The 7,944-nt window shown below is 72.2% G+C and carries 6 protein-coding genes; 5 read left to right on the forward strand and 1 reads right to left on the reverse strand.

From position 1 onward, the window contains the following. The 4 genes from ACWF94_RS09355 to ACWF94_RS09370 form a co-directional block, all read left to right on the forward strand. On the forward strand, positions 1 to 1,522 hold a 1,522-nt coding region (locus tag ACWF94_RS09355; RefSeq protein WP_453486260.1), incomplete at its 5' end, for an ATP/GTP-binding protein. Positions 1,523 to 1,777: 255 nt separating this feature from the next. Further along, a complete protein-coding gene (locus ACWF94_RS09360) occupies positions 1,778 to 3,352 on the forward strand; it encodes a PucR family transcriptional regulator (RefSeq protein WP_453486262.1) in 1,575 nt (524 codons plus the stop codon). 307 nt (positions 3,353 to 3,659) lie between these two features. Further along, positions 3,660 to 4,613 (forward strand): EamA family transporter, encoded by a 954-nt coding sequence (locus ACWF94_RS09365; protein WP_453486264.1) that lies wholly within the window; start codon positions 3,660 to 3,662, stop codon positions 4,611 to 4,613. A 139-nt stretch (positions 4,614 to 4,752) separates the two neighbouring features. Next, positions 4,753 to 6,198 carry an aldehyde dehydrogenase family protein gene (locus ACWF94_RS09370; protein ID WP_453486266.1) on the forward strand — a complete coding sequence of 482 codons (1,446 nt, stop codon included), beginning with the start codon at positions 4,753 to 4,755 and terminating at the stop codon, positions 6,196 to 6,198. 143 nt (positions 6,199 to 6,341) lie between these two features. Here the strand turns inward: ACWF94_RS09370 and ACWF94_RS09375 are convergent, their stop codons facing one another. Next, positions 6,342 to 6,947, reverse strand: coding sequence for a TetR/AcrR family transcriptional regulator (locus ACWF94_RS09375; protein ID WP_453486268.1), 606 nt, complete (start codon positions 6,945 to 6,947; stop codon positions 6,342 to 6,344). A 299-nt stretch (positions 6,948 to 7,246) separates the two neighbouring features. Between ACWF94_RS09375 and ACWF94_RS09380 the strand changes: the two genes are divergently transcribed. Beyond that, a complete protein-coding gene (locus ACWF94_RS09380) occupies positions 7,247 to 7,942 on the forward strand; it encodes a type 1 glutamine amidotransferase domain-containing protein (RefSeq protein WP_453486270.1) in 696 nt (231 codons plus the stop codon). Positions 7,943 to 7,944: the final 2 nt, after the last annotated feature.

Here is a 7,944-nt window from a genome sequence, read left to right on the forward strand (position 1 = left end):
CGAGGAGGCCGCTGCGGGCCGGATGAACGACGTCGATTACGCGCGCATCCGCCGGGCCTGGGGGAGCGTCCAGGCCGACCCGTCCCGCCTCCAGCTCTTCACCGAGACGGTGCTCGCCAAGGGCGCCGCGGCCTTCGTGCACCCCTCGGGCGCCCGTGATCTGCCGATGCGCGCGGCCCGGCACGATCTGCTGGTCCACCAGGTCAGGATCGGCACCGCCGACGGCGGTGACCGCAATCCGTACCCCCGCCGTACCACCGGTGTCGCCCTCGACCCCGCCCTGCTCGGCACCTCGCTCCTGGCCGTCGGGCCGTCCGGGTGCGGCAAGAGCGTCCGGCTGGTGCGGCCCGTCGTCGAGTCGATGTGTCTGCTGGCCCTCGCCAACCGGGCCGCCGTGGTCACCGTCACCGCGCAGGGCAGCGGACTGGCCGCCGACGACGCCTTCGACCTGGTGATCGCGGTGGGGCGGCCCGGGGCCACCCACGATCTGGACCTCTACGGCGGCGCCGACGACCCCGACGAAGCCGCCAGGACACTCGCCGAAGCCCTCGTCGGAGATCTGACGGCGACCCTGCCCGGGGGCGACAGCCGGCGGGCCGCCACCGCGCTCGCCCAGCTCATCGGGCCGTACCAGTGGGTCCACGGGCGGTTTCCCGCCGTACCCGAGCTGCGGGAACTCCTCGGCGGCTCGGCCGCCGCGGCCGGCGCCCTGCGGCAGGCGCTGGAGGACCGCGGCGGGGCGGGGGCGGCGGCGCAGCTACGGGAGCTGGACGCCCGGGAGCGGCAGTCCGCCCGCGCCGATGACATCGGGGTCCTGCTCGCCGAGCGGATCGCGTTCCTCGACCGGCCCGCGTTCGCGGCGTTCTTCCGGACCGACGGCGGCGGGCGGCAGTTCTCGCTGCGGGCCATCGAGCACCCGCTGCGCGTCCGGATCGACCTGCCCGAGCGCGGCCACGCCGAAGCCTCGCGGATCATCGCCCGGATGCTGCTCGCGCAGTTCACCGAGGCCGCGCTGAACCGTACGGACCGGGCCCTGTTCGCCTTGCTCGTCCTCGACGACGCCACCCGCACCGTCACCGCCGACTCCGTACGCGCCATCCAGCGGCTGCGCTCCGCCAACGCCGGGGTGCTGCTCGCGCTGCGCACCCTGGAGGACGTCCCGGAGCCCCTGCGCGGGCCGCTGCTCGGCGCGGTCGGCTGCCGGATGGCGTTCTCCGGGCTTGCGCCGTGGGACGGCAACCGGTTCGCCGAGACCTGGGGCACCGAGTGGGTGCAGACCCGCGATGTCACCAACCGGCAGATCATCTCCGATGAACCGCTCACCAAGGCGCTGCACATGATGCGCCGACTGGTCACCGGCCGGGCCGTCACCTCCGAGGCCGTCACCGTCCGTGAGGTCGAGCGCGCCCGCTGGTCCGCGTCCGACCTGGCGCACGCGGTGCCCGCCGGTCACGCGGTGCTCTCCCTGACGACCGTACGGGGCGAACACGCACCGCCGCTGCTGGTGGATCTGCGGACGTGATCCCCGGACTCCGCGGACGTGGTCTCCGGACGTAACGGAGGATTCGCCGCCCTTGCCACCGGAACGGTCTGCTACGACCTGGCAGAATCGAGGCATGCCGTTCATACGGGACGGCGAAATCCACCGTGTCCCTGCCCACCGCGACCGTCTCGCCTCGCTCTCCTCGCCCCTCCGCGTCCGCCTTGCTCCTCCGTGCCCGCCTCGCCGTCCTTGCTCTCCCCGCCCCTCCCCGCCCCTCCACGACCTGAAGGTCCGATGCCGCCCACTCTCGCGTCCCTCGTCCAGCACTCCGCGCTCAAGCTCACCGTGCGCGCCGGGGAGGAGCGGCTTGAGACCACGGTGCGCTGGGCGCACGTCAGCGAGCTGACCGACCCCGTCCCCTATCTGGAGGGCGGCGAGCTGCTGCTGGTCACCGCCATGACCCTGGACGCCGAGGACCGCGATGCCATGCGCCGCTATGTGCGCAGGCTGGTGGACGCGGGCGTCGTCGGCCTCGGCTTCGCGGTCGGCGTGAACTACGAGGACATCCCGGACGCGCTCCTCGACGCCGCCCGGGAGGAGAACTTCCCCCTGCTGGCCGTACCGCGCCGCACCCCCTTCATCGCCATCACCAAGGCGGTCTCGGCGGCGATCGCGGCCGACCAGTACCGCGCGGTGACCGCCGGTTTCGAGGCCCAGCGGGAGCTGACCCGGGCCGCGCTCGCCGAGGGCCCCGGCGGCGTCGTGGCCCGGCTGGCCGCCCATGTCCACGGCTGGGCCGCGCTGTACGACGCCGCGGGGTCCGTCGTCGCCGCCTCACCCGACTGGGCCGCCCGCCGGGCCTCCCGGCTCACCGCCGATGTCGAGCGGCTGCGGGAGCGCCCCGCGCCCGCCAGCGCGGTGGTCGCGGACCCCGCGGACACCGCCGCCGACCGGGTCGAACTCCAGTCGCTGGGCAGCGGGCGGCGGGTGCGCGGCGCGCTCGCCGTCGGCACCGGAGCCGCCCTCGGCACCGCGGAGCGCTACGCCGTCCACTCGGCCGTCGCCCTCCTCACCCTGTCCACCGAACGCTCCCGCGCGCTCCAGCGGGCCGAGCAGCGCCTCGGCGCCGCGGTGCTGCGGATGCTGCTGTCCGGCCAGCCGGACCACGCCCGCGCGGTCGCCGGGGACCTCTACGGCTCCCTGCTCGACGCCCCCTTCCGGCTGCTGATCGCCGAGACCGTGAAGGACGTGGCGGACGAGGCTCCCCGGGCCCTGCAAGAACTCACCGAAGCGCTGGAGTCGGCCGCCTCCCGCGCGGGCGAGACCCTCCTCGTCGTACCGGAGGGCGACGAACGGCTGGTGGTCCTCGCGGCGGACGGCGGCGCGGTGGTGACGGTCTGCGTCGCCGCGTTCGCCGCGAAGGAGGCCGAGGAGACCGCGATCGTGATCGGCCTCTCCGCCCCCACCGGACCGATCGCCGCCGCGGGTGCCTACAAGCAGTCCGAACAGTCGCTCTCCGTCGCCCGCCGGCGTGGCCGCGCGCTCGTCGAGCACGACGAACTGGCGGCGGGGTCGATCCTCCCGCTCCTCGCCGACGACGCCGTACGCGCCTTCGCGGACGGCATGCTCCGGGCGCTGTACGAGCACGACGCCACCGGCCGGGGCGACCTCGTCGCCTCCCTGCGCGCCTGGCTCTCGCGCCACGGCCAGTGGGACGCCGCCGCCGCCGACCTGGGCGTACACCGCCACACCCTGCGCTACCGGATGCGCCGGGTGGAGGAGATCCTCGGGCGCTCGCTGGACGACCCCGATGTGCGGATGGAGCTGTGGCTCGCCCTTAAGACGACATCGGACCCGGCACAGAAGTGAGTCGGCCACCGGGCTGCTCAGCGGGCTGTCCGCCGAGCGGTCCGCCGAGCGGTCCGCCGGGCCATTCGCCGAGCTGCCGCCGGCCCGTCCGCCGGGCCCGGGTGACGGGCTGATTCACCGCCCGATCGCCCGCGCGGTGACCGATTTCCGCTAGCTGTGCCCGGAATCGGGCAAAGTTCTTGGCATGTGCGCGTCCTGCTCCATAAAGTCGCCAACGACCGGCAGGCCGACGGACATCGCCGGCCCCGACGCGTACCGATGGGTGCTGACGAGTACCGCCAAGGACCGATGACGCGATGACACACCGATGACACAGCGCGCCGCCCTCACCGGCACCCCCGCAGCGGACCCGTCCGCCCCCACCCCGCCAGGACGACGGATATCCGGTGCCGTCTGGGGTGCGCTCGCCATTGTGTACGTGCTGTGGGGTTCGACCTATCTCGGCATCGCCATCGCCGTCGAGACCATGCCGCCGTTTCTCTCGGCCGGGGCCCGCTTCGTCCTGGCCGGGCTGATCCTCGCGGCCCTGGTCGCCTGGCGGCAGGGGCTCTCGGCGCTCCGGGTGACCCGCGCGCAGCTCGCCTCCGCCGTGGTCGTGGGGCTGCTGCTGCTTCTCGGCGGCAACGGCCTGGTGGTGCTCGCGGAGACCTCCATCCCCTCCGGGCTGGCCGCGCTGCTTGTCGCCGTCGTGCCCGCCTGGCTGGTCCTGCTGCGCCGCGCCGCCGGTGACCGGCCCGGACTCGGCGCGTACACCGGGGTGCTTCTGGGGCTGGTGGGTCTGACGGTGCTCACCCTGCCCGGACTCAGCGGCGAGATACGCCTCGGGGGCGTCCTCACCGTGATCGCCGCGACCCTCATGTGGTCGGCGGGTTCCTTCGCCTCCTCCCGTATTCCCATGCCCGCCAACCCGTTCGCCGCCAGTGCGTACGAGATGGTCGCGGGGGGTATCGGCTGCGCGCTGGTGGGTCTTGGCCGGGGGGAGCAGTACGACTTCGTGTTCAGTGACATCTCCCTCCGCTCCTGGGTCGCGCTCGCCTATCTCCTCGTCTTCGGCTCCCTGGTGGCGTTCACGGCGTACGCCTGGCTGCTGCAGTCCGCGCCGCTGTCGCTCGTCGCGACCTACGCGTATGTCAACCCGGTCGTCGCCGTCCTGCTCGGGGCCGTGGTTCTGGGCGAGGAGCTGAGCGTGCCCATCGCCGTCGGCGGCGCGATCGTCGTCGTGGGCGTCTGCCTGATCGTCAGCACGGAACGCCGCCGCTGACCGGCCTTCATGGTGCTTCGGCACGCCAAAGCGCAGTGGAGCGCCGGTCGACCACTCCACACCGGATATACGCAAGAGACGCTCGCGGATCTACGGTGGAACGGACGCACCCCAACTATCTCGGAAGGGCCGGGACGACATGACCGCAACCCACGCCTTCTGGCTCGCCGGCCGTCAGGCCACCGGCGAGACCGCCTTCGATGTCACCTCCCCCTGGGACGGACGTCTCGTCGGTCAGGTCTCCGTCCCGACCGAGGCCCAGGTCGAGGAGGCCGTGGCCGCCGCGTACGCCGTACGTGACGAGTTCGCGGCCACCCCGGCCCATGTACGCGCCGCCGCCCTCGACCATGTCTCCCGGCGGCTCGCCGAGCGCACCGAGGACATCGCCCGGCTGATCTCCGCCGAGAACGGCAAGCCGGTCAAGTGGGCCCGAGGCGAGGTCGGCCGGGCCGTCTCCGTCTTCCGCTTCGCGGCCGAGGAGGCCCGCCGTTTCAACGGCGGCGAGGCCCAGCGCCTGGACACCGACGCGGCCGGCACCGGCCGGCTCGCGCTCACCCGCCGGGTCCCCAAGGGCGTCGTCCTCGGGATCGCGCCGTTCAACTTCCCGCTGAACCTCAGCGCCCACAAGGTCGCCCCGGCCATCGCGGCGGGCGCCCCGATCATCCTTAAGCCGGCCCCCGCCACCCCGCTCTCCGCGCTGATCATCGGCGAGCTGCTGGCCGAGACCGAGCTGCCCGCCGGTTCCTGGTCGGTCCTCACCGTCCCGAACGACCGGATGCCCGCCCTCGTCCAGGACGAGCGCCTCCCGGTGATCTCCTTCACCGGCTCGGGACCGGTCGGTTACGCGATCATGGACTCGGTCCCGCGCAAGCACTGCACCCTGGAACTGGGCGGCAACGGCGCGGCCGTCGTCCTCGCCGACTGGGCGTCCGACAAGGACCTGGACTGGGCGGCGACCCGTATCGCCACCTTCTCCAACTACCAGGGCGGCCAGTCCTGCATCTCCGTCCAGCGGGTGATCGCCGACGCCTCCGTCTACGACCGCCTGCTGCCGAGGATCGTCGCGGCCGTCGAGGCCCAGGTCACCGGCGACCCCTCGGACGACGCCACCGATGTCGGCCCCCTGGTCAGCGAGGACGCCGCCAAGCGCGTCGAGACCTGGGTCGACGAGGCCGTCGGCGCGGGCGCCAAGCTCCTGGCCGGCGGCAGCCGCGACGGCGCCTCCTACGCGCCGACCGTGCTGACCGATGTCCCGGCCGATGCCACCATCGCCTGCGAGGAGGTCTTCGGCCCGGTCCTCACCGTCACCCGGGTCGACGGCGAGGCCGAGGCGTTCGCCGCCGCCAACGACTCCAAGTACGGCCTCCAGGCGGGCGTCTTCACCCATGACGTCCAGACCGCATTCCGCGCCCACCGCGCCCTGGAGGTCGGCGGCGTGATCATCGGCGACGTACCGTCCTACCGCGCCGACCAGATGCCCTACGGCGGTGCCAAGCAGTCCGGCGTCGGCCGCGAGGGTGTCGCCTTCGCGATGGACGACTACACCTACGAGCGGGTCCTTGTCCTCACCGGACTCGCCCTGTAGCCCCTCAGGGAGGAGCCCCGTCCGGCAGTGGAATCCGGGCGGGGCTCTCGCCTGTCCGGGCACCGGGCACCTCCGGTGTGTCTCCGGCCCGCTGTCCGGCACCGTGCGCCTCTCGGGCCGGGCCGGGGTGGGGTGGGGTGGGGTCAGGGCTGGGGGGTGTGCAGGATTCGGTGGGTGACGGCTGAGGCGGTGTCGAGTGGGGTGGGGCTGCGCTGGATCTTGGCCCTGACGCTTGCGCCGAGCCACAGGTCGTAGAGGGCCTGTGCGGTGTCGGCCGGGGGTCCGTCGAGTGTGAGGGAGCCGTCCTCGATGCCCTCGGTGATGGTCTGTTCCAGGCGGTCGATGATCGCGCCTGTGCCCTCTTTGAGTGCGAGCCGCATCGATTCCGACAGGTCGGCGACCTCCGCCCCGAGTTTCACGGCGAGGCACCTGCCCTGGCAGTCGTCGAGGCCCTGGGTGCGCCGCCACTTCTCCCAGTAGGCCGTCAGGCGGTCGGCCCCGGACCCGCCGGACCGCGCGAGCGTGCGGTCCATGTCGGCGAGGTACTCCTCGAAGTAGTTTTTCAGCAGCGCTTCGCCGAACGCGTCCTTCGAGGCGAAGTAGTGGTAGAACGATCCCTTCGGCACACCGGCTTCGGCGAGCACCTCGTTGATGCCGACCGCCGAGTAGCCCTTACGGGTCATGATCCGCCGGGCGGCATCCAGGATGCTGCGGCGGGAGTCCTTGGTGTGGTGCGTGGTGACCGGCATGGCCGCACCGTAACAGATTCGTAGACCAGTCGTCTAGTGGGTGCGGCCAGGCCCGTTGGCGTCGTCCATGGCGACGGGGACTCGCTCGCTCGGTGGGGGCGGTGCGGCGACGGGCGCTTCATTGGTGCCGCGTCGGCCTTCACGGCGGTTTCGAGCGTCCGTCCGTTCTCGTCTCCGGATTGGCGGGAGGCTGTTGCTCAATGATTAGACCGGTCGTATAGTCATGGCTGGTCATGGCTGTCGGAACACGACCCCAGAGCCGGCCGGTCTACTGAACCACTGACAGGAGAAATCGCGACATGAAGGTTCTTATCGTTCTGACCTCGCACGACGAGCTGGGGGACACCGGCCTGAAGACCGGGTTCTGGCTGGAGGAGCTGGCCGCCCCGTACTACCGCTTCAAGGACGCCGGCTGGGACGTCGTCCTCGCCTCACCCCAGGGCGGCCGGCCGCCCCTGGACCCCAAGAGCAACGAACCCGCCTTCCGGACCGATGACACCCGCCGCTTCGAAACCGACCCCGAAGCAGTCACCGCACTCACCCACACCATCCGCCTGGACACCGTCACCCCCGACGACTACGACACCGTCTTCTACCCCGGCGGCCACGGACCGCTTTGGGACCTCGCCGAGGACACCGACTCCGTCAAGCTGATCGAGACCATCCTGCGCGCCGGCAAACCCCTCGCCCTCGTCTGCCACGCCCCCGGCGTCCTGCGCCACGCCACCAACGAGGACGGCACCCCCCTCGTCCAGGGCAAGCAGGTCACCGGCTTCACCAACTCCGAAGAAGAAGCCGTCCAGCTCACCGACGTCGTTCCCTTCCTCGTCGAAGACGAACTCACCAAGCTCGGCGGCCACTACTCCAAGGCCGCCGACTGGCAGCCCTACGTCCTCACCGACGGCCTCCTCATCACCGGCCAGAACCCCAACTCCTCCACCCTCGCCGCCAACACGCTCATCAGCCTCGTCAACAACACCAACAACACCAACTGACC

This window comes from Streptomyces sp. NPDC055078, assembly GCF_053607985.1.

Bases quoted from the DNA above. Each gene is read 5' to 3' on its own strand.
- ACWF94_RS09360 (WP_453486262.1), top strand. From the start codon at position 1,778: ATGCCGCCCACTCTCGCGTCCCTCGTCCAGCACTCCGCGCTCAAGCTC.
- ACWF94_RS09365 (WP_453486264.1), top strand. From the start codon at position 3,660: ATGACACAGCGCGCCGCCCTCACCGGCACCCCCGCAGCGGACCCGTCC.
- ACWF94_RS09370 (WP_453486266.1), top strand. From the start codon at position 4,753: ATGACCGCAACCCACGCCTTCTGGCTCGCCGGCCGTCAGGCCACCGGC.
- ACWF94_RS09375 (WP_453486268.1), bottom strand. From the start codon at position 6,947: ATGCCGGTCACCACGCACCACACCAAGGACTCCCGCCGCAGCATCCTG.
- ACWF94_RS09380 (WP_453486270.1), top strand. From the start codon at position 7,247: ATGAAGGTTCTTATCGTTCTGACCTCGCACGACGAGCTGGGGGACACC.